15 protein-coding genes are annotated in these 22,832 nt (G+C 65.7%); 4 read left to right on the top strand and 11 right to left on the bottom strand.

Going from position 1 to position 22,832, the window contains the following annotated elements:
• Window positions 1-3: 3 nt before the first annotated feature.
• The 3 genes from ACOCMM_RS05250 to ACOCMM_RS05240 form a co-directional block, all read right to left on the bottom strand.
• Window positions 4-729 (bottom strand): PHP-associated domain-containing protein, encoded by a 726-nt coding sequence (locus ACOCMM_RS05250; RefSeq protein ID WP_419552138.1) that lies wholly within the window; start codon window positions 727-729, stop codon window positions 4-6.
• Between the two features lie 3 nt (window positions 730-732).
• Window positions 733-2,097 (bottom strand): TldD/PmbA family protein, encoded by a 1,365-nt coding sequence (locus tag ACOCMM_RS05245; protein WP_419552137.1) that lies wholly within the window; start codon window positions 2,095-2,097, stop codon window positions 733-735.
• 68 nt (window positions 2,098-2,165) lie between these two features.
• The gene (locus tag ACOCMM_RS05240) at window positions 2,166-3,581 is read right to left on the bottom strand and encodes a TldD/PmbA family protein (protein WP_419552136.1); all 1,416 of its coding nucleotides are present in this window, start codon (window positions 3,579-3,581) and stop codon (window positions 2,166-2,168) included.
• A 237-nt stretch (window positions 3,582-3,818) separates the two neighbouring features.
• Between ACOCMM_RS05240 and ACOCMM_RS05235 the strand changes: the two genes are divergently transcribed.
• On the top strand, window positions 3,819-4,799 hold the full coding sequence (locus ACOCMM_RS05235) for a lysylphosphatidylglycerol synthase transmembrane domain-containing protein (protein WP_419552135.1): 981 nt from the start codon (window positions 3,819-3,821) through the stop codon (window positions 4,797-4,799).
• Between the two features lie 17 nt (window positions 4,800-4,816).
• Window positions 4,817-6,820: a 1-deoxy-D-xylulose-5-phosphate synthase gene (locus ACOCMM_RS05230; RefSeq protein WP_419552134.1), complete on the top strand. Its 2,004-nt coding sequence runs from the start codon at window positions 4,817-4,819 to the stop codon at window positions 6,818-6,820.
• Between the two features lie 70 nt (window positions 6,821-6,890).
• Here ACOCMM_RS05230 and ACOCMM_RS05225 read toward each other — a convergent pair whose 3' ends face one another.
• Both ACOCMM_RS05225 and ACOCMM_RS05220 read right to left on the bottom strand, forming a co-directional pair.
• Window positions 6,891-8,093 (bottom strand): acetyl-CoA acetyltransferase, encoded by a 1,203-nt coding sequence (locus ACOCMM_RS05225; RefSeq protein WP_419552133.1) that lies wholly within the window; start codon window positions 8,091-8,093, stop codon window positions 6,891-6,893.
• A 159-nt stretch (window positions 8,094-8,252) separates the two neighbouring features.
• The gene (locus ACOCMM_RS05220) at window positions 8,253-9,653 is read right to left on the bottom strand and encodes an OB-fold domain-containing protein (RefSeq protein ID WP_419552132.1); all 1,401 of its coding nucleotides are present in this window, start codon (window positions 9,651-9,653) and stop codon (window positions 8,253-8,255) included.
• Window positions 9,654-10,018: 365 nt separating this feature from the next.
• Here ACOCMM_RS05220 and ACOCMM_RS05215 point away from each other — a divergent pair, with 365 nt between their 5' ends.
• Together ACOCMM_RS05215 and ACOCMM_RS05210 are read left to right on the top strand one after the other, a co-directional pair.
• Entirely contained in the window at window positions 10,019-10,309 is a 291-nt protein-coding gene (locus tag ACOCMM_RS05215; RefSeq protein WP_419552131.1) for a nucleotidyltransferase family protein, read from the top strand.
• A gap of 29 nt (window positions 10,310-10,338) precedes the next feature.
• The gene (locus tag ACOCMM_RS05210) at window positions 10,339-10,650 is read left to right on the top strand and encodes a DUF86 domain-containing protein (RefSeq protein WP_419552130.1); all 312 of its coding nucleotides are present in this window, start codon (window positions 10,339-10,341) and stop codon (window positions 10,648-10,650) included.
• A gap of 132 nt (window positions 10,651-10,782) precedes the next feature.
• On the opposite strand, the gene ACOCMM_RS05205 is transcribed toward ACOCMM_RS05210, so the two are convergent.
• The 6 genes from ACOCMM_RS05205 to ACOCMM_RS05180 form a co-directional block, all read right to left on the bottom strand.
• Window positions 10,783-12,093, bottom strand: coding sequence for an ATP-binding protein (locus ACOCMM_RS05205; RefSeq protein ID WP_419552129.1), 1,311 nt, complete (start codon window positions 12,091-12,093; stop codon window positions 10,783-10,785).
• Between the two features lie 133 nt (window positions 12,094-12,226).
• Window positions 12,227-13,828, bottom strand: a complete 1,602-nt coding sequence (locus tag ACOCMM_RS05200; RefSeq protein WP_419552128.1) for a hypothetical protein — start codon at window positions 13,826-13,828, stop codon at window positions 12,227-12,229.
• 149 nt (window positions 13,829-13,977) lie between these two features.
• Window positions 13,978-16,083, bottom strand: a complete 2,106-nt coding sequence (locus tag ACOCMM_RS05195) for a cell wall-binding repeat-containing protein (protein WP_419552127.1) — start codon at window positions 16,081-16,083, stop codon at window positions 13,978-13,980.
• A gap of 109 nt (window positions 16,084-16,192) precedes the next feature.
• Window positions 16,193-16,348, bottom strand: coding sequence for a hypothetical protein (locus ACOCMM_RS05190; RefSeq protein ID WP_419552126.1), 156 nt, complete (start codon window positions 16,346-16,348; stop codon window positions 16,193-16,195).
• Window positions 16,345-18,630 carry a protein kinase domain-containing protein gene (locus ACOCMM_RS05185; protein ID WP_419552125.1) on the bottom strand — a complete coding sequence of 762 codons (2,286 nt, stop codon included), beginning with the start codon at window positions 18,628-18,630 and terminating at the stop codon, window positions 16,345-16,347. The genes ACOCMM_RS05190 and ACOCMM_RS05185 overlap by 4 nt, the downstream gene beginning before the upstream one ends.
• Before the next feature lie 16 nt (window positions 18,631-18,646).
• Window positions 18,647-22,825, bottom strand: coding sequence for an FtsK/SpoIIIE domain-containing protein (locus ACOCMM_RS05180; RefSeq protein ID WP_419554824.1), 4,179 nt, complete (start codon window positions 22,823-22,825; stop codon window positions 18,647-18,649).
• Window positions 22,826-22,832: the final 7 nt, after the last annotated feature.

Raw genomic sequence — 22,832 nt, 5'->3', positions numbered from 1 at the left:
CCTCTAGTCGTCGCTCCCCACCGATGGGACAATGCGCGGTCTCCAGCGACGGGGTGGGTCGTAGTGATGGCCGACCGCCCAGCCCTGACGCATCGATGCGAGGAAGGTTGCGGGATCGTCATCGTGGAAATCCGGCATCTCGAGGTAGGCGCCCCCGAGTGCTTCGGCCACGTGGGCGTCGCTGCCGGCGCCCGGCGCCAAGCCGTGCTCGCCCGCATAGCGCGCTGCACGCGAGTTGAGGCTGGTGAGGCTCGTCTTCGCGTTCAGCACCTCGATGCCGTCGACGAGACCCTCGCTGACGAGCTCATCGAGCACGTCGTGACGCAGGTTGTTGCGCAGCGGATCGAACGGGTGCGGGATATAGACGAGCCCACCCTGGGACTTCACGGCTCGCGCGGCCGTCACCGGCGCCAGACCTTGCGGCACGCGGTCGGTCAGGAACAGCCCGATGATCTCACCCGCGTGGGTCTTCATCTCCTCACCGACCACGACCCGGGCATCCAAGGAGCCCTTCAGCTGTTGGGCACCGCGCACGGCGTTGTGATCGGTGATGCACACCACATCGATGCCGCTCTCCGACAGGCATTGCGCGAATTCGTCCGGTGTTGTGGTCGAGTCGCCCGACCACATCGTGTGCGTATGGAAGTCGACACGCACCCATCCCGACGGGCACTCATCGGCGAGATGCGGATGGCGTTCGATGGCTGCAGGTGCGGGTGGGCGCGGCATCGCTCACACCCCCGAGAGCGCCACGTCAGCGATGACCAGCGGCGGCATCGACATGCCGCCCGCGAGACGTTCAGCGGTGGCGCCGATACCACAGATCCCCAGCAGCATCCGCTGAAGGGTGGACGCAATGGTGGCCTCGCGAAACGGCTCAGCGAGCTCGCCGCCAGCGATGCGGTGCCCCCAGGCGCCGACCGAGAAATCGCCGCTCGTGGGATTGACCCCGCTGTGCAAACCGCTGACGCCGCGCACCAGCACACCGTTTCCGACCGCAGCGAACAAGTCTTCAGCGACGATATCGCCAGTGGCGACGACGGGCGCATGGGTGCCCACACCGGGAACGGACCGCGTGCCGCGCACTGCCGAGCCGGTCGACACCGTGTCCGACCGGCGTGCGGTGTAGGCGTTGTGCAGGAAGCCGCAGAGCACGCCCGCCGAGATCAGCGCGTTGCGACGGGCCGCCAGACCTTCGCCGTCGAAGTTCGCTGCACCGAGTGTCGCCGGGTCGGTGGGGTCGTCGACCAGGTGCAGGCGCTCGTCGGCGATCGGCTCGCGGACCCGGTCGGCGAACGGTGAGCGGCCCTTGAGCACGCTGTCCGCCGCAAGCACGCTCGACACCACACCGATGAAAGCTGCCGCAACCGGTGGGGCCAGCACGACATTCATTCGTTCGCTGGGCGGCTTGGTTGCGCCCAGCTGGCCGGTGGCCAGCTCCGTTGCTTCTGTGACGACCCGTTCGACGTCAAGTTCGTCGGGACGCCACGCTGCATCGCCGGCGTAGCCGATCTGCGTCTCGTCACCGTCGGTGGCGAGGGGTTGGGCGCCGATCGAACAGGTGCCGTGCTCGGATTGCACACAGATGCCGGTGCTTGATGCCAGCGCGGACTGCGACCACCCGTCGCTCCACGCCGCTACACGCACTCCCGAGATTCGGGGATCTGCGGCCAAGCAACGGCGCTCGAGGTCGATGGCCGCTGCGATCTTGTCGGCGTCGGACACCTGCAGCACTGACGGGTCGCTGAGGTCCAGCCCCGGCGGCGCAATGCCGTCGGGCTCGGCCAATCCCTGGTGGGGATCCGGCTCGCCGAACGTCACGTTGCGGCGGGCTGCAGCGAGCGTGTCGGACACCACGTCGGCGTCCAGCGAACCGGCCGAGGCGAAGCCTTGACGCCCCTGGGAGACGACCCGCACGCCGATCGCTGCGCTTACACCCGAGCGCAGTGACTCGACATCGCCGTTGTACGCACGCACTGTGGTGGAGCGCCCCGTCGACACGCAGACCTCGATCTGCTCGTTGCCGTGGGCTTGCTCACACACCCGTTGGGCGAGGCGAGTCAGCTCGTCAGTGTCGTAGCGCCGTTGTTCGCTCACGCGCGATCACACCCCGCCGCTCACGCCCAGCCACACCCCGCCGCTCACGCGCGACCACACCCCGCCGCCTATGCGGCGGTGCCCCCGACCGTGAGGGCACGCACCCGCAGGGTGGGCTGGCCGTCGCCAACGGGCACGCCCTGGCCGTCCTTGCCGCAGGTGCCCGGGCTCCCCATGGCGAAGTCGTTCCCAAGGGCGTCGATGTCGAGGAGCACCTGGGGGCCATTGCCGATCAGATTGCCCTCTCGCAGCGGCTCAGTGATCACACCGTCTTCGATGAGATACGCCTCGGTCATGCCGAACACGAAGTCGCCTGTGGCGGTGTTGACCTGGCCGCCGCCGAGGTGTGCCACATAAACACCCCACGGCGTGTCGGCGATGATGTCGGCGGGATCGATGTCGCCGTTGGTGACGAAGGTGTTCGTCATCCGGACCATCGGCAGGTGCGTGTAGCTCTGGCGGCGACCGTTGCCCGACGGCGCGCGGCCATCGTCGCGGCTGCGCAGCCAATCCCACATGTAGTCGGTCAGCACGCCGTCGGAGATCAGTACGTTGCGCTGGGACCGATGGCCTTCGTCGTCGATGGCCAGCGCGCCCCACTCGGGACCCATCGTGCCGTCGTCAACCAGCGTCACTCCGCTGGCAGCCACTTGCTCCCCCACCCGACCAGCGAACACTGACGCGCCCTTGCGCACCAGATCGGCTTCGAGTCCGTGACCGCAGGCCTCGTGGAAGAGCACTCCGCCCCCGCCCCGAGCGATGACAACGGGTACTTCGCCGCTGGGCGCCGGGCGAGCCGAGAGCTTGGTGACGGCACGCTGCGCAGCGCGCTCGGCGAGCTCGGCGGGGTCGTAGTCGTCGAACAGCTCCCACCCGATCGTGTAACCGACGGTCTCGCGTCCGGTCTGCAAGCCGCTGTCGCCGCTCGCGACGCATCCCACCGAGAAGAGCGTCCGCACCTGGTCGTCGGCGGCGCATACCCCGCTGGTGTTCGCCACCATGATCCGGCGGCGGCCCTCGCCGTACCGGGCGGTGACCTGGGTGATGGCCTCGTGGGTGGACCGGGCAGCATCATCGGCGGCGCGCAGCAATGCCACCTTGCGTTCCGCGCCGATGGTTGCGGGCAGTACTGCCACCCGTGGCTCCGCGAGACCGTTGCCCCCGAGCGACATCATGTCCACCGTCCCGCCTTGGGGCGAGCGGGTTGCTACCGCTGCAGCCGTGCGGGCCGCATCTGCCAGTCCTCCGGCACTCAAGTCGGACGTGTGCGCATAGCCCGTGATGTCGCCAGCAGTGACACGAATTCCCACACCGCGGTCGCGACCCGAGTTCATCTCGGTGACCCGGCCCTCGTCGAAGACCACGCCAACCGATTCACGATCCTCGGCGAACAGCTCGGCCCATTCGCCGCCGGCGTGCAGCGCCGCTCGCAGCGTCGCGTCAACCACGTCGAGGTCGACGAGCGGCTCCGCTGCTCCGCTCACGGGCGTCATCGTGTCCGTTGTACGTGTCATAGCCAGTCTCGCTGCCAGAAATCCTCAGGCCGTGCCGAATAGTGCGACCCGACACAATCGACGAAGTGCGACCGCTGTACGGCCGCACGTTGGCCGCGCCATCGCCACACTATTGTGCGAAGCCACGTGAAACGCTTCGAGTGGGAAGTGCGCCGAGGGGCCGATTCAGGCACCAGAGTTTGCAGGCTCCGCGGGAGTGCAGCCTGAGTGCGCATCCCACACAGCCTCGCCACGGTCTTGCGCGTCTGCGTGAGCGGAGGGCTCTTGGCGCTGCTGATCGTCATCAGCCGCGATGAGCTGTCGGCGCTCGACGTCGATTCCAAGAGCGCCGCCGCCGCCTGGCTGATCGCAGCGGCTCTGGCAATCGCGGCCGCATTCGTGATGGCCGCGGCACGCTGGTGGCGGGTGGCCGACACCCTTGACCTCAAGGTGTCCGGGCGTTCGATGCTGTCGATCTACCTCGCCGCACTGTTCGTCGGGAACTTCCTGCCCACCACGATCGGCGGCGACGTGCTGCGGGTCAACCGGCTCAGTCATCTCTGCGGCAGCGAGGCCAGCGCATTCGCGACCGTCATCATCGAACGACTCACCGGCTGGGTCGTGCTTCCGCTGCTCACCCTCGCCGCACTGGCGTCACAGCCGAGCCTGCTGACACACTCGGGAGGTCAGATCGCCGGCGCGCTTGCGGTCGGGACCTTGGTGATGCTCGCCTTCATTGTCTGGATCGCGGAGCATCCCCGCGGCCTCGGTCGGTTGTCCGGCGGCAGCCGCATCCGGGATGCCCTCGGCGCCGTCCATACCGGTCTGAGCATCTTCCGGCGCGCACCGCGCGCTGCCGGGCGCCTCCTCGGCGTCGGGTTCGCATACCAGTTCCTGCTGGTGGTGGCGACAGCTTTGACCGGCGCAGCGATCGGCGTGAACCCGGGCCTGCGAGCGTGGCTGGCGTTTGCACCGATGGTGCTGATCGTCCAGCTGCTGCCGGTTGCCATCGGCGGCCTCGGCGTGCGAGAAGGCGCGCTCGTGCTATTTCTGGATGCGCACGGTGTCAACGAAGGCGAGGCAGTGCTGCTGGGCTTGCTGCTGTACGCGCTGACGCTGCTGGTGAGCCTTTCCGGGGCTCCGACACTGGCGTTCGGCGGGCGACGGCGTCGCGGCAAGCCACAGGCCGAGGTCCCGCTGGGGCGCTGAGTACCCTTGTGCCGCGAATGCACCTCGCCAAGCTCACCAGTCCGGCTGACCTGCGAGCGCTCAGCCCCGCACAGCTCGATGAACTGTGCGCGGAGATCCGGCACTTCGTGGTGCAGGCCGTCTCGCGGACCGGTGGGCATCTCGGATCGAATCTCGGTGCGGTCGAACTCAGCGTGGCACTGCATCGCGTCTTCGAGTCGCCACGTGACGTCATCATCTGGGACACCGGCCATCAGGCCTATGTGCACAAGCTCATCACCGGCCGGCGGGAAGGCTTCGAACGGCTCCGTCAGCGGCACGGTCTGTCGGGATACCCTAGCGCAACCGAGTCCCCCCACGACATCGTCGAGAACAGCCATGCTTCGACCTCGCTGAGCTGGGCATCCGGCCTCGCCACCGGCTTCCAGCTGACAGGTCACGAGCACCGACGCGTTGTCGCCGTCATCGGTGACGGCTCCATGACCGGCGGAATGGCCTTCGAGGCACTGAACAATCTCGGCCACTACGCCCAGCGGGCGCTGATCGTGCTCAACGACAACGGCCGCTCGTACGCCCCAACCGTCAGCCGCCTCTCGGCCGCGATGTCTCGACTGCGACAGTCGCCGCACTACGTGCAAGGCCGTCGAGCGATGGAGCAACTGCTCGATCGCGTGCCCCTGGGAGACGGCGTGCGACGGGGGATCGACAGCGCTGCCGCCGCGATGCGCGAGATGTGGGAGCCACCGGCATTCTTTGAGACGCTCGGCGTCCGCTATCTCGGCCCGGTCGACGGGCACGACATCGCGGCCATGGAATCGGCGTTCCGCGACGCTGCGGCCTATACCGACGGCCCCATCGTCGTCCATGTCGTCACGCAGAAAGGGCGCGGCTACGCCCCCGCCGAACACGACACCGAAAAGCACCTGCACGACATCGGCCTGTTCGATCCCGCCACTGGTGGTGCGCCCGCGCTCAGCACGGGCGCCTCGCAGCTAGAGGCGAAGGTGATGGCGCAGGCCGAGCCTGATGCAGATGCCGACTCGCAGGCGGCTGCGAAGTCCCAGCCGACTGCATCTTCGGAGCCGGCTCTGCGCGATTACACCGCTGTCTTCACTGAAACGCTCATCGCAGCAGCACGACGCAACCGCGACATCGTCGCGATCACGGCTGCCATGGGTGGTTCCACCGGGCTATTGCCATTTCAGCGAGAGTTTCCCGAACGCTTCTACGACGTCGGCATCGCCGAGCAGCACGCGTTGACCTCAGCTGCAGGCATGGCGCGCGCCGGGCTGCGGCCTGTCGTGGCGGTGTACTCGACGTTCCTGGCCCGAGCCTTTGACCAAGCGCTGTACGACATTGGCCTGCATCGCCTGCCGGTCATCCTCTGCGTCGACCGGGCCGGCATCACCGGACCCGATGGCGCCTCGCATCATGGGTTGTACGACATCGCCATGTTCACGCGCGTGCCCGGCATGACGGTGTTCGCTCCATCGTCGCCCGACGAACTGCCCGTGGCATTCGCGCGGGCCTTGGAGATCACCGACGGACCCGTAGCGATCCGCTGGCCACGGGGCAAGGGCCCGGTGGCGCAATCCGCGGAACACGCGGATGCAACGGCAAGCGGCATGCGGATGCAAGCCCGCCAGCACCGCTCCGGCCCCGACGCCTGCATCCTGGCCGCGGGCCAGACACTCGTCGCCGCCGCCGAAGCTGCCGAGCTCCTCAGCGCCGAAGGAGTGGACGTCTCGCTGTGGGACCCAAGGGTGCTCAAGCCGCTCGATCGAGCGATGGTGCTCGACGCCGCCACGCACCCGCTCGTGGTGACCGTCGAAGACGGCGTCCGCGTAGGAGGCTTCGGCAGCCTCCTCAACGACGCCCTCCAGCAACTGGATGTGCCGACGGCGCCGCGCGTCAGCCAGCTCGGCACCCCCGACACCTACCTCCCCCACGGAACCGCCCCAGAGCTGCACGCCGAGCTCGGCCTCGACGCAGTAGGCATAGCCGCCGCAGTCCGCAAGACCCTCGCCCGCATCACGGCCTGAGAACCGCGAGCGCGAAACGGCCCGGGACAGGCACCCCGAGCCGTTCAGCGAATTCGGTTGTGTGCTCGGCTCAGCCCAGTTCAGAACCGACGACCGAGACGAAGCTCACGCATGCGCCCGGCTGGCCACCGAGGTTGTGCGTGAGGCCCAGCGTCTTGCCCTGCTCGGTGACCGAGGCAATCTGCCGCTCAGGCGGTGCCTGACCACGCAACTGCAGCCAGCACTCGAAGAGCATCCGCAGGCCGGATGCGCCAATCGGGTGGCCGAAGCTCTTCAGGCCGCCGTCGGGGTTTACCGGGAGGTCGCCGTCGAGGTCGAACGTGCCGGCCATGGCTTCCTTCCAGCCCAGGCCACGCTCGGCGAACCCGAGATCCTCCATCAGGACGAGCTCGGTTGGCGTGAAGCAGTCATGCACCTCGGCCATCGCGATCTGCGAGCGAGGATCGGTGATGCCGGCCTGCTTGTAGGCCTCGGCTGCCGATACCTCCACCTCGCGGAACGTGGTGTAGTCGTAGGTGCTGTCGAGCGCCCCGGTCGCAGGACCTGAGGCGAAGCTGAGCGCCTTGATGTACAGCGGGTTGTCGCAGTACTGGTGGGCGTCCTCTGCCCGGACCAGGATCGCGGCGGCCGAGCCGTCGCTCACGCCGGAGCAGTCGAAGATGCCCAGCGGACCAGCGATCAGCGGCGAGCCGGCGATGGTCTCCTTGGCTACTTCCTTGCGGAACTGAGCCCGAGGGTTCAGCGCTCCGTTGCGGTGGTTCTTCCAGGCGATGCGGGTGAGGACTTCCTTCATGGTGTCGGAATCGAGCCCGTACTTGTGGGCGTATGCCGGTGCCAGCAGGCTGAACGTCGCCGGAGCGGTGATCGATGAGTCGGTACCGTCGCTGGGCGGGCGAGCGCCGGTCAGGCCGGAGTAACCGGAGTCCTTCAGCTTCTCGACACCGATGGCCATCACCATGTCGTAGGCGCCCGATGCGACTGCATACGCAGCGTTGCGGAATGCCTCCGAGCCGGTGGCACACATGTTCTCGAGCCGGGTGACCGGCTTGTAGTCGAGCTGCAGCGGCTTGGACAGTGTCAGGCCGGAGACTCCCGAGCCCATCGTGCCGAGCCAGAAGGCGTCGATGTCGTCTTGTTCGACGCCCGCGGATGCGTACGCATCGTGTGCGGCGTCGGTGAGCATGTCATCGACGCTGCGATCCCAGTGCTCGCCGAATTTGGTGCATCCCATTCCGACGATGGCGACTTGGTCGCGAATGCCATGTGAACTCATGTGTGCCTGCCTTGTGGTGGGTTGGGTGTTGGGTGGTGGACCGGTGGGTACTCCGTCGGTGCGCCGCTGAGTGCGCAGGCGCTAGATCTCCCTGCGACATTATGGCCGCTGGGGCACAGTGCTTGCTTGCTGCTGCTCTCGCAGCAGGTGCGTGCAGTGTCAGGAGGCGGCTGGGCGGGCCTTCCAGAAGTAGTTGTGAATGCCTTCGGCGCTGTAGAGGCGCCGGAACGTCATCTCGACGCGGTCGCCAATCCTCACTTCATCGGGATCGACGTCGGTCATCTCGGCCTGGAAACGACCGCCGCCGTCGTAGTCGATGACGACCGCCACGACCGGCGGCGAAAGCGAGAAGGCCAGCCGATCGACGGTGAACGTGGCGATCGTGGCGGGAATGTCCGCCATGCGGATGCGCTCCATATCGTCCACGGCTCCACCTTCCATCGACACGCGCATCGGCGGCATGTGGATCGCACCCGAGCTTCGGTCACGGGAGCCGACGAAGGCGTACTTCCAGTCCTCGGAACGGAACGCAGGCGGCGCGCCTGGGCGTTGAGGGTCTGGACGGCGGGGAGGCTCCCGGTCGAGGAAGCCGCGCCACGTCAGGTACTTGTTGTAATCGAGCGCGTCGTTGCCGCGATCGATCTGGGACCGCACCGAGGCAAACGGCGTGTGGTCAGCGATGGCGTCCGTCGTGTGCAGCACATCGACCGTGGCGCCGTCGGCCAGATGGACCAGCAGGACCGTCTCGTTGGGGTCGGCCTCGTCCAGAATCGATGCCAGCACGATCGCCGGGTGAGCGGTTCCGGTGTTGCCGACCTCGCCTGTCAAGTCGGTGACCAACTTGTCGCCCGCGACTCGTGACAGGCTGCGCACCGCCCGCGCGTGCAGGCCGACGATCACGATCTTGTCGATGTCATCGAGACTGACGTTCGCGTCGCCCAGCGCACGCTCGATGGCGTCGTTAGCGAGCGGCAGATACACCTGCTCGCCGAATCGTTCTTCCCAGATGCGCGAGAACGCATCGCCCGGCTGTCGGTAGCGGTCGGTGAACTCCGCAGTCGCAACCGCTCCGCCGAGCCATTCGCACAGCACCGGCGAAACCGAGTCATCGCCGAAGACGTACGCAGCCGCGCCGTCGCCTCCGCTGGCCTCGTCACCACTGGTGGGACGACCGGTGCGAAGGTCAGAGGCGACGGCCAGGTTGGCGCCCCGATTCGCTGCGGCGAGCGCCCAGGCGGCCTCCGATGACCGCGGCGCTCCGCCGACGTCCACCGCCCACGATGACTGGGGCAGATCGAGCGCCGCGTGGATCGCCGCAGCGTTCGTCTTGTCCATGTAGGCAGGATTCGCCGTCGAGAACAGCACCGAGTCGGGCACGAGCTCGCTGCCACGCAGTGCATTGCGCGCCGCTTCGACACCCATCGTCGTGGTGTCTTCGTCGTAGCTGGCCGCCGCACGGTGCCCCCGGCCGCCGCCCGAGCCCATTACCGCAGTGATCTTGGAGCGGTCCAGCCGCCAGTACGGCACGTACGCCCCGTACGCAATGATCCCTCGTCCCATAATTCCGTCTCCCATCGACCTTCGTCTTGGGCCCTCGTGCGGCCCCCACGGCCCCGGTCCGGCGCACACCGGTCAGCGCAGGAGCCTATGTGCCCCAGCGGTCCACGCGCCCGGCGAGGCGCATCAGGGTCGATCCATGCCAATGCCCTACCGAACGCGTCGTCTTTTCCAGTGAGACTGTGCGTAGCGCTCAGCGCTGGCTGGCACGGCACGACTGGCGCGACACTTCAGATCTCGAGACGCCGAAACGGCGCGACCCGGCCGCTTGCCGAGCAAGGACGGTTCCGGGGCCTTCGTTCCTCGCTCACGGCTCTGAGTCCGAGATGCAAGATGCCGGGAATCTACGTCGTGGTACGGTCCGAACCATGTCCCGCCGTGAGGCGATACTGGAACGTCACCGCACAACGATCCGTAAGATCGCTGCCAGAAACAATGCGACAGCAATCGCCCTGGCTGGCTCGGTCGCTCGAGGCACCGACACACCCAACAGCGACTGCGATTTCGTCTGCAATTTCAGCACCGACGCGACGCTGCTGGACTTCGCTGGACTTCAGCTTGAACTGGTCGAACTTCTCGGATGCCATGTCGACATCGTTGATGCCCAAGCGCTGAAAGCGCCGTTCGAGTCGATGCTCGACGACGCCGTTCCGCTGTGACCCGCAGCCAACACCAGCGCCTCGAAGACATGCTCCGCGCCGCCGAACGTGCCGCGAGCATTCTTGATCGCGGTTCTGGCGCATTCGCAAGTGACTGGACGCTGTTGGCAGCCGCCGAGCGGATGCTGGAGATCATCGGTGAGGCAGCGCGTCATCTCGATGGCGAAGCCACCCAGCAAATGTCGGACGTCCCATGGTCGAGATTGCGCGGGATGCGCAACTTTCTCGCGCACGAGTACCACCACGTCCGAGCCGAGGTCATTTGGCGGACGCTTGCGGCAGACATTCCGCCACTGATTCAACAATTGCGTGCCGCTATGGACAACGTTTCGCCGGAATGAGGCGTGTCGCCGTCACGGCTTCGACGCGTTCTCGATCTCAGGACTGGATGGCTCGCTGACGCCGCTGAGGGCCGGGTCGCAAGAGGGAATGCCCTGGACACTGAGCAGTGGACGGGAACGACGCTGGACGCCTCAACGAGAGCGATGACCTCCCGCATGTCCCTTGGGAAGCACGCACCTGGCCTGTGCCCTGGGCATGTGGGCGTTGCACCGCGATCGCCCGCTGGTCGGACGCGTCGTTCCCGCTGCGTTTCCGGGATCTTCGGAGGCATAGCGGGACTGCTGTGCGACCAGCAGTTTCATGCTGTTGACAGTGATGACGTCTGCGATCTCGACGGAGCCGTCGTTGTTGATGTTGACGCAGCCGGCGTTGAGCAAGTGCTGCTCGGCCCGCGAGAGGGTTGCCGGATCGCTGCGCACACGCTCGGCAATCTGGTGGGGCGTCGCAACGCCTTCGAGATCTGCCAGTACCCGCATAACGTGCTGCTCGGTCGTGTTCAAGCTGTGCCAGGTCGGAACCGAGACCTGCTCGTGCATCGCACGATTGGCTTCGCGTATCGCCGCATCTGCAGCTTGATCGCCAATCGGGCGAAACGGGGCGTCGGAGATCAACCAGGCGCAGTGGCCGACGAGCTGCATGCGGAATGGCAGCGCTCCTGAGGCTTCTGCAAGCGTGGACAACGCGTTGCCCTCAAAACGTCCGTCGGCGTCGTGAACGGTCTTGGACAAGAAGCGTGCCGCGTCGACTGCCCCAAGCGGAGGCATGTCGCTGCGGTGACACCTCTGAAAGAACGTCATCTTCTTGTCTTCGAGCAACGTGTGCTTCATCTCGGACAGGCCTGCCCCAAGGAAGGCCAGCGGCAGCTTCTCTCCCTTGGTGACGTGCTGGAGATCTGCTGCCATTCTGCGGAGTTCAGTCCGATCGCCGCTGTGCAATTCGTCGATTGCCAGCAGCACCGCTGACCCCTGCTGCGCAGCGTGATCTGCCAGCGTGGTCAACTGGCGACGCAGCCCCCAACTTGGACGCATCTCGCGGGCCAGTTCGCGTTGCCATTCGAATAGGAAGATTCTGAACCTGGTCGAAGAGCGTTCTTCGCGCCTGGTATCGGTCACGTCAGGCAGCGCTTCGTGCGTCTGTTGTGCCCACTCGATGTACTCGCTGACCCGGTTGTGGATGCCGTCGGTGCTGGCGTCGAGCGGCAGCACTATCCAACCTGACTCCCTGGCCGCATCGCACATGGCATTGAGCATCACCGTCTTGCCGGAGCCACGAGGGCCCAACAGCAGCGTCGTGAACCGCCTGTCACCCGGTCCTGCCCCCAGGCCCTCGCGCAACGACTTCGTCAGCGCGTCACGTCCGACGACAACATGCGGTTCCTGGCCGAAATCCGGCGTGAACAGATTCGGCGGGGGCACATTCGGGTTGCGAAGCAGGTCTGCCACGAGCTGCACGCTACTCGGCGACGCACATGAGATACCTCATTTCCTCATTAAGCACCGCATTAACACATGATCTGCCGCACTAGGGTCTAGGCCCGGAACAGGCACGGCATCAGCATCGCCGGAATGAGGCGTGTCACCGCCGCGGTTGCGACGCATCTTCGATCTCAGGATTGGCTGGCCGGTTGCCGCCGTGGAGAACCGGGTCGCAAAAGGGAATGCCCTGGACACTGAGCATGAGTTCGTCGAGTTCTGACCACACGTTCGGGCCGCTCACCCACTGTCGGGGGTTGGGCAGGATCGCCGTGTAGTCGTCAATGAGCCGGCAGCGCCGGGCGTTTCCGCCCTCGGTCGGGTCGAAGTGGATCGCCGCGGTTGCCATCTCGCTGGTGATGGCGTGAAGAGGCGTGATGCGGTCGACCTGTGTCAATCGTGCGTTGGCAAGCAGCGTGAGCGCCATGGTGGCGCCGAGCATTGCGGTGACCACCACCGCCGCGAGTCGCGCCGATCCTGGCCTGCGGGCGATGCCGAAGACACACACCAGTGCCGCCGTGGCCATGAGCGACCAGCCCACTTGGACCATGATCGTCTCTCGCCAGGCCTCGCCGACTTGCGGGCGAACTTCTTGGGTTCGCCTTGACAGACCGACAAGGAGCGCCGGCAGGAGCGCGGTGATTGCTCCGAGAGCGCCGAGGCTCATGGCCGCCCGGCTCCAACTCACGGAATCCTGCGAGGTGACCGACAGGGTGCCTCGTGCGTTTCGGCCGACGGTAACGGTGACGTACGCGACCGCTGCGAGCAGCGCGATCAGGAGCACATTCCTCGCCAGATCGGCGAGTCCGAAGTTGATGCCGGCCCTGTCAACGAGGCCAGCGGTGTACCTCCAGCCAGCCGGGGATGCACCGGTCAACAAGCGGTCAGCGGTACGCCCGAATACCTCCGTCGTCAACTCGGCATCAGATGCCACATAGCAGGACGACCCGCTGCACCGCTTGGCGATCTCGATACGAGCCGGGATGAACACGGCAAGGAATCCAGCACTGAGGTACGCCCAACGGCGGATGCACGCCATGCGAAACAGTTGTCGAGCCGAGGAACCCGCAGCGGCACGCGCCACCGCGAACGCGGCCGCGAGCAGTGGGGCCAGGTAGATGAGGTCGTATGTGGACGCCAAGACCGCACCGAGTCCCAACATCGCGACGGGCTCATGCCATGCGAGCCGCCTTTGCACCATGTCCTTGTCCCGCGCTACCCACAGCGCCGTCGCGAGCATCAAGATGACTGAGCCGATGAGAATGAGGTTGTAGCTGGTGATGGGGCTGTAGTGGTCTCCGGCAACCAAGGTCGCCGCCAGGATCATCGGATACAGCACGACGGCCGGGTTGCTGCTGGCTCGCCCGATCCCCGCTGACCGCAACACCGCCGACACGAGTCCAAAGGACCCGAAGGCAAGCATCGCAATCAACACGAGCCGGATCACGCCGTTGACGGCGTGCGGAGCGAGACCGGTTGCCTCCGAGATGTCGAAGACAGCCGCCCTCTCGATGTTCTCCACGGCGCGACCGAGCGGACGGAAATTTCCTCGGTCCAGGAAGGGGCCGACGGTGTCCAGCGAATGGCCGATGCCCCTGAGCGGGTTGCTGCCCACATCATTGGCGGCGCCGTAGAGACGCCGCCGATCGTCACCGAGCAGCGAGTGCCCCACCAACGGGACGACGACGATCACCGACGGTGCCACGACAGCCCACTTGTGGCGCTTCGCGTCGAAGCGGGGCCCCGGGTGATGTGAGGGTCCGCTGCTGAGATGGGGGCCTCGACGGCTACGCAGCGACGTTCGGCAGCTCAGTCCCGCGATACCGGACAGGTTCAAGTTCCCGGGGCGCCCTTCTACCGTTCCGCAACGGTGAATTCGGCGCGTGCCCAGGCACCGGGGCCGTGGGCGTTGTGGCCGAGCACGTAGACGACGTAGGTTCCGGGCCCGAGCGAGTAGTGCTCACGTTGTCGTTGCGCGACAGGCAGGTACTCGTGAAAGAGGCGAACCGAGTCCTCGCGTTCGAGATGGTAGGTCCATGATTCGATCGTCGAAGCGTCTGTGTCGGCGTGCCAGCTCACGGTGACTCTCGATCCGTCGATGGCCACAGAGACACTCGGTTCGAGAGGCGTTCCGGGTGCCGGCTCGCCGTCGCCGATGGTGAAGGTGTAGGCGCTGGGCTCGCTGCACCCGGCGGCGTTGCAGGCGGCTGCGAGGACACGGTGGATGCCTTGCGGGGGGTCGTGCCACATGTAGCCCCAGGCGGATGCCGGCGGATCGCCTGGCAGCCCGCCGTCGTCGATCTGCCAGTGCGTGATCGGCAGATCCGAGGTGGTGGACTCCCACCGGAGCTGGAACCGGTCAGCCCAGGCGCTCACGCTGAGCCGGGGCTTGGTCGGCGGCACCTCGACGGGCTCGACGGGGTAGGACGAGAAGTTGTGGGTGACCATGATCTTTCGCTCGCCCACAGCGATGCCGATGCCGACATCGGTGAACTCGGGGTTGACCGTGTTCGAGAAGTGCGGCGGGCTGTCCCGGAACCCCTCGAAGGCGGCCTTGACGGCCTCGTCCAGCGTTCCGGCCACGTACTCGCGGGCCACGTTCTCCCCGTACAGATGCCACCCGAGCGGATACTCGTCGAGCCAGTCGGGGTTGTGGCCGAACCTGCCGTCTTCGGGTATCTGCTCGGACCAGCCACGTGCGACCCGGCGCAGCCCGGCGTGATGGCGCAACGGTTCGACGCCGAAGCCGGCACGCAACTCGTTGACGAGTGTCACCATGTACGCCTCTGCCTGAGCCCGGCCGCCGATGCCGCGTTCGGCGACGAGCCCGCTGACCGCCTGCTGAGATACCGCAGCCGACCCTCCGAGCACGATCAGTTGGTTGGTGTCGGGGCCAAGCCATTGCGCAGAGGCTTCGGGCACCGCGGCCGGATCGGTCAGCAGCAGCGGTGCGCACAGGCGACCCAGCAGCGGCCCCGCGGTGAACGCGTCGTAGGGTGCCCGCGCCGTGGTCAGCCCCACGATCTCGTCGCTGAAGCACTCGCCCCCAGCGGTCCACGAGTACCGGTCCCGCAGATAGTCCGCTACGGCGACCGCCGTCTCGAACCTCGTCGCACCCGCCAGGCGCACCACATGCTTGGCGACCGGGTCCACAGCGGCTTCCACCTCGGCGGAGACAGCCGCATGACCGCCCATGATCACCACGCGCTCCACCAGGTCAGACCTGATGAACGCCCCGACAGCAGGGTGCAGCCGATCGCCGGGAGTCAGCAGCACCGGATGAGTGCCGCGGGCGGCGAACGTGCCCGCCACCATTCCATCCACGAACACGTCCCCGTTCGCCACGATCACCGTGCGAGCAGACCCGAACCCATGCCCGCCTGCTCCCATCCGCCGCGCCACCGCAACCGACGCCGTGTAGCGGTCGGCCGCGGAGATCCGCTCGATATCGGGATCGATGCGACGAGCGGCAGCCAGAGCCTCAGACGGCAGCACCGACTCGCTGCCCACCGCAATCAACTCCGAGACGCCGACCCCCTCCAAGAACTCCAGCGCCCCATCGCTCAGCCCGCTGGGACTCACGAGCAAGATCGGCCCATCCAGCAGCCCCGCCAACCCGGTAGCCATCACCGCATCGGGCCAAGACGTCCCCGACACCAGTACTGCTGAATCCAGCTTCCCGCCGCGCTCATCCGCATACGCCCGAGCAACCTCCAACGACGTCGCATACCGATCCGGTCCAGCCAGCCGTTCAACAAACGAATCCGGCGCTCGCTGTGCAGCAGCAGGCGGAACACCCACAAGCCCAGCCGATATTGACGCCAGTGCGACAATGAAGAGCAAGAAAAGGTCACGGACATCCGGCGCGTCGCGTTTGCGCGTGGAGTTGGAGGTGTGAGAGTCCCGGTGTGAATGCGAGGGATCCGCCTGCCCGTCGTAGTTGTGGCCCAAGCCGGCCATCACCCCATCGATTCGCGACCCACACAAGTGCCTGCCGCCAACGAACACACCAGAGGACAAACTCGACGATGCTCTGGCGGTCGTCTCGGTACCACCCGCCATTCGCTGGTCAGCTTCCGGCAAGAGAACGGGCTTCGCTGCCGATGAGATGCGCGGTCGTCCAGCGGTTCGCGCCGCCGAGGCGTTTCATGCCGCGACCAGAAATCTTCGCTTCAGGTACCGCGGCGGCGCCGAGCACGTACCCGCCGTGATCGGCACGGATCATGGATCGCATGGTTCGGACTCCGACTCGGCACCGTTGCCCGATGTCAGACTCATCTTCTTGTCGTCCAGAGCCAGCCGCGTGGCCTTGGCGGCGATTTCAAGGGTTGTCGCGCCGCGGACGCGATGGACCTCTGCGTCGGGGACGACGTCCCTCACTTCGGCATAGACGTCTTGTGATAGGTGGTCCGTGCCGCCGATCAGCACGACTTGGATCGGCTCGAACTCTCTTAGTTTTTCTTCGGTGTCGTTGTCGTCGGTGTCCACAGCGAGCGCGTCGGGGCCGGCGTAGAGCACCGCTGTGCCGCCGCGTACGGCTGCGTACGCCGCTGCTACACCGACGTCTTCCGGTTTCCACCCGTTGGCGATCACCGCTGTAGTTGCGCCCTTAGTAAACGCACACTCCGCTGCCAGCGCCGCCGTATGGAATCTCGTATTGCCGTCGAAACGATCCACGTCGACATTGGGTGTTACTTGTTTGAGTTGCGTTTCAATCTCACTCGAGAGCGCCGCCGTGCTTCCCACAAGCAGCACCCGCTCCGGATAACGCTGGCCGATGGCGACTGCGGTCACGTCGCCCAAGTCGTCGTGCTCGCTTGCGAAGAGCAAAGCGTCAGCGCCGCCGGATGCCACGAGCGAGGCTGCAACACCGACATCGGCCAACGACTCGTCATAAGCAACCACTAGAGTTCCGCCCGTCGAGTCGCCTAAAACCCGATGGACAACCTGGCCAGCCGTGACCACGTGGTTACCGCCACCGATTCGTTCGATACATGCATCATCCGGGGCCAGGCTCTCAAGTACGTCCCGTATGTCCTCGGTGAGCGCAGCAACACCGCCGACGAGAAACACTCGGGCCGGCGGGAAGTCGGTAACCACTGCGATTGCGGCGGGAGTCAACGAGTCCTCCGTGACGAATAACATTGCGTCGCCTTGGTCTGCTGCGACGAGTGATACGGCCGCGCCGACATCGAGTGGCTTGCTCTCGTTTGCAACCACCAGCGTCAAGCCGTCGTCGGCACAGCCGCCGGTTATGGAGCCGTCATCAACAGCGTTGTCGGATGCGGATAATATGGCGACCAGTACAGCGATGGCGACGGCGATGGCTGCCATTGCGGCTGCGGCGGTCTTTGCCCATCGAGGGATCCGCTTCGCTTCGGCGGGCGAGTGGTCAGGTTCGCTCGCCGGCAACCTGGACGGGGTGATGGGGCGCATGACGGTCTGGCTCTGCTCTGTCGGATCGTCGTCGCTGTCCTCTGGAGCAGCCATCGGTGCTGCAGCGGCCGCGGGCTTCGGGCTTGTGTCGGAGTCGCGTGGCGTAACGGGAGTAAGGCTGTGGGAGCCGGGTGTACGACCGACATAACGGCTCTCGCCGCTGGACATCAGCAGCGAGGTGGGGTCGAGGCCCTGCTCGCGTTCCACCCCGCCAAGAGCAGCCGCGAAGTCCGCCATGTCCCCGAACCGGTCCTGAGGTTCACGCGCCATAGCCTTTGCCAAGACATCTGCGAGCGACTCCGGAAACCCCGACTCGAGACGAGGAGCCGGCTCGTACACCATTCGCTCTAACAGTCGCTCGGTGGTGTCATCAACGCCCCCGTCGAACGGACGCGAACCCGTGCCCAGCGCATACATCGTCGCCGCCAACGAATACTGATCAGCAAACGGCGACGATGCCGACGCACCGATTTCCACCAACTCGGGGGCCGCGTAGTACAGCGACAAACGCGTTCGCACCGCAGCCGAGCCCAGATGCATCAATGACGCGATCCCAAAATCTCCCAACACCGCTGAGCCGAACTCCGACCGGAAGACGTTGTGTGGCTTCACATCTCCATGCACCACTCCTTGGACATGAGCCGTTCCCAACGCCCCCGATACCGCCACACCTGCCGCCAGCAACTCCCTCACACCAAGCGGTCCCGACCCCCGCACAACATCCATATAGCTGCCAGCACGAAAGAGCTCCATCACAATCGCCGGATGCCCATCTGCAGCGAACGCGCTCGCGAAGACAGTCACAACATTCGGATGACGCGACAACACCCCCAATAGACGGCATTCGCGCTCGAAATCCGCCACGCCGTCGTCACCCTCAAGCCGATCATTGAGCACCTTTATTGCGACCCAACGCCGGAACTCGAACTCCAAAGCCTCAAACACCCGACTGAAGCCGCCCACCCCGATCTCGCGCAACGCCCCGAATCCCTCCACCGCGGGTAGATCCAGTTCACGGCCAACAGCGGCAACATTGCCGCTGCCTGAACCGGCAACTTCATCGTCAGCCATCACGACGCCCCCAACCTCATCGCCGCGAAACCAGCGGCACTTGGGCGACGACCGACACTCCAGCGACGACCAGAACGCCGCGGCCTGGGCGAGAATCCCGCAATACATCTTCGCTCAACCTGCGCAGCCCGAATTCCGAGGCGTCGAGGCTGCTCTTGGGCGTCAGCACGAGCGCTGCCCGCGCCGACATCGCCCTGGTGAACTCGCTTCGCCCGCTGAAGAAATCGGTCGGACCGGCCGCAATTGCCGCCCGGTCCCCTGGGTGCGCCATGAACTCTCGAAGCCAATCGGCGTCTCCGGACCAGCGATTCGCATCATCGATGAACAGCGCCACTCGCTGCCGCGAACCCAAACAGTCGGCAGTCAGGTCACCGGCAGTCACCAATTCGCCCGGAAATGTGCCTTCGGTCAGAGGCGAGCGCCGCGACAGCGGCATTCCCAGAACGCACCAGCCCTGCTCGGACATCAATTCCGCCCCAGCGATGAGAGCGTTGCTTCGCCCGCTCCCCGGTGAACCGCAGACGATGAATGCCGGCCCGTCCTCTTCGGCATCGAGCCACAAGAGCTCTCCGGTCTCCCCGTTGACGCAGAATGCCACGGGTTGGTGAACCCCGTCGGGAAGCCTTGCCGAACCCACCGCATGAAACGGCAGAGGCCAGTGCAGTTCGCGCAACTCCGTCGGCAGCAGAGCCGAACCCGCTGTTCCTTCCCACACCTCGCGCAGCTGATTGCCGAGAGCCTGCAATACGTCCCGCGCCGATGCATCCGCCGTCGCAGGCACTTGGGCAAACTGCATGAGACGACCACTGGCTGCGTCCGCGGCACGCCCGAACCCGACCAAGGCGCCGTGCAACTGCCGGGGTACGCCCAAGGCCGCGTAGTCGCTGGGATCCGGGCAGCGCAGCACGAAGCGTCGGCCGATTGATGAGCCGAGACGCTGGTGCGCCAGCGCTGGCGTGCCGGTCAGTATGAAGCGCACCCCCGTCCCCGACGCCTGCCCTACCACGCCCATGAGCAGAGGCAGCAACGGACTCGGCTCGCCTTCTGCGTGCGACAGCAGCCGATCTGCACCGTTGACAACCACGACGGTCTCGGGCAGCGCCTCGGCGGCGGTGGCGTGCAGCTCAGCGATGGACGCGACACCGATGTCGGCTAGGGCGGACTTGCGGAGTGCCAGCTCTTGGGCGATGTGCTTGAGCAATCTCGTCGCCAAGGTCTCGCTGCGCTCAGCCACCGCTCCGACATGGGGGTAGCCCCGGAGCACACCGAGGCCTTGCCCCAAGAGGTCGATCACATAGAAGTGCATCTCCTCGGGGCTGTGTCGCACCGCCGCGGCAGCAATCATCGCCCGAGCTGTCTCGCCGAGACGGGCTTCGGACCCACCGAGCAGAAGCAAGCTGGGGCCATATCGCTCGAGTCCCACCGGGGACTGGCGCTGCTTCTCCGGTTCGTCCACCAGCCCGACGGGCCACGTGAGTTCGCCGCCGGAAAGGTCGGCAAGGCTGAGATTCAACGGAAGCTCGGCAGGCCACGGAATGGCGGGCTTGGTCCATCCCGTGGCCTCGGCGGCACGTCGGATCACTTCGATGACTGCGTACATGTCCGTGTCCACTGCGGGAACGTCCACCGGCGGAGGCTGTGCCGACGCGTCTGAGAGCGCTGCGAACGGTGCCGGGTTAACGGTCACCGGCGCGACTACGGCTTCTCTGCCTGGTTTCGGCCCGGCGACCCGGGCAGCTTGGAACTCGCGCGGTGCGCCCGCATGGGAGCGCAGGAAGGCCCGGCCTATGCGCTCCTTGGGGATGGTGGCGGCTTCCGGCGAGTTCAGCACTGCCTTGGAGTGAGCCCCTTCTTGAACTCTGAAACACACGCGCAGGCCGGCATTGGCCGCGATCTGCGAAGGGAGCTGGTTCTCGAAGTTCTGAGTGACCAGCCACAGATGAACGCCCAGTCCGCCACCGACACGGGTGACGCTCTCGAGCGACGACAGATTCGCCTTGCCCGTCTCGGAGCTGAGCAGCTCACTGAACTCGTCGACGATGAGCAACAGACGCGGAACCGGCTGCAGCGAAGCATCGACGCGGCGAGCAGCACGATAGGCGTCGAAGTTGGGTGCGCCCGCGTTCTTGAACATTTGTTCCCGCCGCCGAATCTCGGAGTCGAGGAGTCGGACAGTTCGCACGAACGAATCGACGTCGTGGTTGGTCGACAGGTCAACCACATGCGGCAGACGGGCCGACAGTTCGTGGTCGACGCCTCCCTTGAAGTCGATGATCACGATTGACAGATCATCCGGGTGGTTGGCCGACGCGAGGGAGGTGATGAGTGACTTCAGAAACTCCGTCTTGCCCGATCGGGTGGTTCCGCCCACCAAGCCGTGCGGGCCGTCCGTCATCAAGTCGATCTCGGTGACGAGATCACCAAGACCTCCGACCCGAACGCAGCAGGTACCACCGCTGCGGCGCCAGCGTTCGATGACGACGTCTACTTGGTCGGGATCGGTCTGAGCATCGATCAGGTCCACAAGCCGAATCTGCTCGGCTTGGCCCGAGCCACCGAATTGTGACCGTGCTGGGCGCAGACGAGCCAGCGAACGTGCGGCACGTTCGAAGGACGGCACCGTCATCTCGATGCCACGAACGCCGTCCGCGCGGGGATGAGTCTCGCTGACAAAGCTGGCATCATCGGCGAACTCGCCGAGTGTCAGCCGGGCGGCGGAACCCTCAGGGGTGACCCGCTCGTCCAAGACGATGCCCACCACTCCCACCGGCGCACCTTCCACCAGCAGATCGGTCAGTTCTTGGGGATCGATCGCATCGACACAGTCGATAATGACGATGTGCATCGGCAACATCGGTATCTCGCCGCGGCGGTTCCCGCTGACCTCCTGGCGCTCGCTGATGACCGAACGCAGCGCAGCCAACGCCGTGGCCCGAGAAGAAACCGTCGACGCGATCGTGTTTCGAACGTCATCGGAGAACGTGTGGGGCAGCCATCTCAGGACGTTCCACTCTGAAACGCAGTGTTCGTCTGAGTCGATGTCGGTGATCAGCCAGATCTTGACGTCTCCAGGCGAGTGCGAGGTCGCTAGGTCGAGCACGAGCGCACGCGTCAGGGCTCTGGCACGCTCCATCGGCCCTCGGACGGCAAGCGGCCCTTCGCGCGCCAGACAGTGCCGCAGCACCGCCGACCACTGCACATCCTTGTCAAATGCCTCACCCTCGGGCCGGTTGCCGACGACGACCTCTGAGGGTGTGGCATACAGCCCTATCGCGACTTCGCAGAAGTCTGCATCGGACGCCGACCGCTCCCAAAGCCTCACGTGGCGTGCCGTGGCCAGCAGAGCCGCCATGCCGGCAGGAGTTGCGGCCCAGCGATTTCGGCGCAGCTCTTCTTGACGTGCCTCTTGGAGGTCACGCAGGAACCGCTCCCGCTTCTCGGCGTACTCAGCGAGTTGCGCTTGCTTCTCGCGTGCTTCCTTTCGCCTCCGTCTCAGACTCTCAGTAGCCATCACCACTGGGCCGAGCGCGATGACCGGCAGGTATATCCACACTTTATTCAAATGGCTCAACGCGATCATGAGACCCATCCCTGCTGAGGCGATGAGCGGCGCGACAACGCTCAAGAGCGATCGTCGGCCGGACTTGTCATCATCGACGGCACGAGGGTGGTCTAACTTGTCGAGCAGCGCCGGCAAAGCAGCACGGAATTGACGCTGGAATGGCTCGGCTGGGCCGCCGAGACGCTGCTCGGGCGCGATCGAAGCAGCCTTGATGTGCATAACCACAAATGTCGAAGAGCCAGCAGCCACATACGAATGGTCGGCAGCCTGCATCTGTGTATCGATGAGCGTGTCTTCGAGCACAGTTCCGTTCGTGCTGCCGCAATCTTCGATCGCGATTCCCTTGGCCGATTCTCTCAGCCGAAAATGTTCGCGCGACATGGACCGATCCCTCACGATCAATCCGCTCGACCTGCCGCGGCCGACGGTAGCCCATTGCGATGTTATGGGCATCCACACACCGGTATCTGGACCCGCCACCGCGACGAGATACCAGCCCGCTACAACATCGTCTGGCGGTTCTAGATCACCGAGATCACCGAGATCACCGAGACGCGATCCGTGCCGCAACCTGCCCCGCAGGAGCCGACTCTCGAGGTTTCCATCGTCAATCGGCCATCCGTCGATAGCCATGGAGCGC

Source organism: Candidatus Poriferisodalis sp., assembly GCF_965198245.1.
Taxonomy (GTDB): Bacteria; Actinomycetota; Acidimicrobiia; order Acidimicrobiales; family Poriferisodalaceae; genus Poriferisodalis.
The sequence above is the reverse complement of the archived record's forward strand: the minus strand, read 5'-3'. Positions and strand labels throughout refer to the sequence as shown.